Here is a 2,711-nt window from a genome sequence, read left to right as displayed (position 1 = left end):
AGCTTAAATGCACTGGCGTACGCGCACAATTTGTATGGCTCCCGGAGTCTAACAAATGAGTTCTTCGATTAAGGGCTTGCGGGTCGTCGGATATTACGACTGCCCCGGTGGCGGTCAGGTGGTCGTGCGCAACGGCGTCGCCTTCGTAGGTCACGTGAAGCCGCCGAATGGCACCAGCTTGATTGACGTGCGTGATCCCGCAAAGCCAAAAAAGCTCACCGAACTGAAAGTCCCGGAAGGTACGTTGTCGCACAAAGTGCGCGTCGAGAACGGGATCATGCTCGTCAATCGTGAGGTATTTCCGATTGGGCGTATTGATCCGAACTTCCGCGGCGGGCTCGAGGTTTTCGACGTGAGCAAGCCCACGGAACCGCGCCGTATCGGCGAGTGGCCGACGCGCGGCATGCATCGCTTCACCTTCGACGGCCGATATGTTTACGGATCGCCCGAACTCGATGGCTATTTGGGCAACGTCGTCTCGATCATCGATTTTCAACGTCCCGACCGCCCGGAGGAAGTCGGTCGATGGTGGATGCCGGGGCAATGGACGGCGGGCGGTGAAAAGCCGACGTGGGAGGGCACTGCGCATCGGTGCCACCACCCGATGCGCGTCGGCAATAGGCTCTATGTCAGCTACTGGCACGGCGGTTTTGTCATTCTCAACATCGAGGATATGTCCAAGCCGAAGTTCGTCTCGGGCCTGGATTGGAGCCCACCATTCCCCTGGCCTACGCACACGGCTTTGCCCGTACCGTTTCTTTTGCGTGGCCGTCGAGTGATGCTCGTCGCAGATGAGGACGTCGTCCGTCTTGCGGGTCCGACGTCGCCGGCCTTCCTCTGGCTCGTCGACATCACCGACGAGACGCGTCCTATTCCGTTCGCGAGCTTCCAAGTGGAGGAGGAGGATGGCACGCCCAAGCGCGACTACACCGGACTGCATCAGTTCTGCGAGGAAATTCGCAGCACGGAAATTCCGATCGCCTGGTTTGCGCGTGGCCTAAAGGTCGTCGACATCGCGAATCCCCACGCTCCGAAAGAGGTTGCTTCGTTCATGCCTCCGGTTCCTGAGGGCGCTGAACGTGTGCAAAGCAACGATGTCTGCTTTGACGAGAAGGGTCTCATTTACCTCATCGATCGAACGCGCGGGCTTCACATACTCGAACGCACCTAAGCTCTGTCACGGCAACCGCCATGGACATCATCATTCGTAATGCCAAGCTCCGCGACCGCAAAGATCAGGTCGATATCGTTATCGCGAAGGACAAGATCGCTGCGGTCGAGCCGAAAATAATGGAAAAAGGCCATCGCGAAATCGACGCAGCAGGCAGCCTAGTACTCCCGGGGCTGTTCAACCTGCACTTCCACGCGGACAAGTGTCTGCTCGGCGAAATTATGCGGCCGAATGTTTCTGGTACGCTGCCAGAAGCGATCGAGATCACCAACGACTTCAAGCGCAATTACCGCCCAGAAGAAGTCGCCTCACGCGCGATCCGCGCGTGCGAAGTCGGCGTCAAGAACGGCACCACATTTTTTCGGTTGTTCGCCGACGTCGGCACGATTGGCGGCTTGCGGGCGGCGCGCGGACTCCTGCTCGCAAAAGAAAAAATGCGGCGCTATTGCGACGTGCAGGTCGTCGCCTTCCCACAGGAGGGAATCGCTCGCGATCCCGGCGCGGCCGAATTGCTAGAAGAGGCCATGCGCGAGGGCTGCGATATCATCGGTGGGCTGCCCTGGTACGAATACACCGACGCGGACGCGCGCGAACACATCGATATTTGCTTCGAGATCGCCAAGCGGCACGATCGCGACATTCACATGCTGGTGGATGACACCGACGATCCGAATTCGCGGAGCCTCGAATACCTCGCGCTTAAGACCATGCGCGAAGGATTCCAAGGCAGGGTGGCGGCGAGCCACTGCGGGGCGATGGGTTCGTATAACGACGTGTATGCGGCAAAGATTGTTGACATGGTGGCCACTGCGAACGTCACCATCTCGGTAAATGCCCATATCAACCTCGTTTGCTCCGCCCGCATCGACCATGAACCGCGCCGGCGGGGCATTGCACGGGTCAAAGAGCTATTGGCGCGTGGTGCCAACGTCATCAGCTCACAGGATGACGTGAACGATCCCTATTACCCTTTCGGGAAGCCTGACCCGCTCGAGTGCGTTTCGATGATCGCGCATGTGGCACAACTCACGTTACCCCACGAGCTCGACATGGCCATGTCGATGGTGACCGAGAATGCAGCGAAGGCCGCACGCATTGCCGATTACGGCATCGCCCCCGGCAACTTGGCGGATCTCGTGGTTATCGGGGCGCCTTCAGTGCATGAAGCCATCAGGCTACAGCCGCCGCGAAAACACGTGTTCAAACGAGGACGTGAAGTCGCCCGGTCGACACTATCGCAAGAGCTCTTAACGTAAGGCCGAGCCGGCTAATGCAGAACGCCCTGGCGATGAACCCGCAACTGGCGTTCGAGAGCGCAGAGCCTTTCGTGCGGATCATCGGCGTCGAGAAGGTGTTCGCCGGCCATGGCCGTGGCGCATTGAAAGCGCTTGACGATATTTCATTCGATCTCCGCTCCGGCGAATTCATCTCGGTTGTCGGCCCATCCGGGTGCGGCAAGAGCACTCTGATGATGATGGTGTCCGGGCTGACGGTGCCGAGCTCCGGCGAGATCATCATCGACTCCAAGAAAGTGACCCGA

Annotated in this window: 3 protein-coding genes; all 3 read left to right on the top strand. The window is 59.1% G+C overall.

The annotated features are described in order from the left end of the window. The first annotated feature begins 55 nt into the window (after nucleotides 1–55). The gene (locus VJV58_RS19105; protein ID WP_324138931.1) at nucleotides 56–1,171 is read left to right on the top strand and encodes a hypothetical protein; all 1,116 of its coding nucleotides are present in this window, start codon (nucleotides 56–58) and stop codon (nucleotides 1,169–1,171) included. 20 nt (nucleotides 1,172–1,191) lie between these two features. Next, nucleotides 1,192–2,427 (top strand): amidohydrolase family protein, encoded by a 1,236-nt coding sequence (locus VJV58_RS19100; protein ID WP_324138930.1) that lies wholly within the window; start codon nucleotides 1,192–1,194, stop codon nucleotides 2,425–2,427. A gap of 14 nt (nucleotides 2,428–2,441) precedes the next feature. After that, nucleotides 2,442–2,711, top strand: a 270-nt coding sequence (locus VJV58_RS19095) for an ATP-binding cassette domain-containing protein (protein ID WP_324138929.1), incomplete at its 3' end; no start/stop codon positions are given.

It is taken from the genome of Bradyrhizobium sp., from assembly GCF_035273305.1.
In the GTDB taxonomy this organism is placed as follows: Bacteria; Pseudomonadota; Alphaproteobacteria; order Rhizobiales; family Xanthobacteraceae; genus Bradyrhizobium.
Note: the sequence above shows the minus strand (reverse complement) of the source record. Positions and strands in the feature narration are given on the sequence as shown.

What these genes read in the sequence shown, in the direction of transcription:
- VJV58_RS19105 (WP_324138931.1), top strand. Translation starts at nt 56, where the DNA reads ATGAGTTCTTCGATTAAGGGCTTGCGGGTCGTCGGATATTACGACTGC.
- VJV58_RS19100 (WP_324138930.1), top strand. Translation starts at nt 1,192, where the DNA reads ATGGACATCATCATTCGTAATGCCAAGCTCCGCGACCGCAAAGATCAG.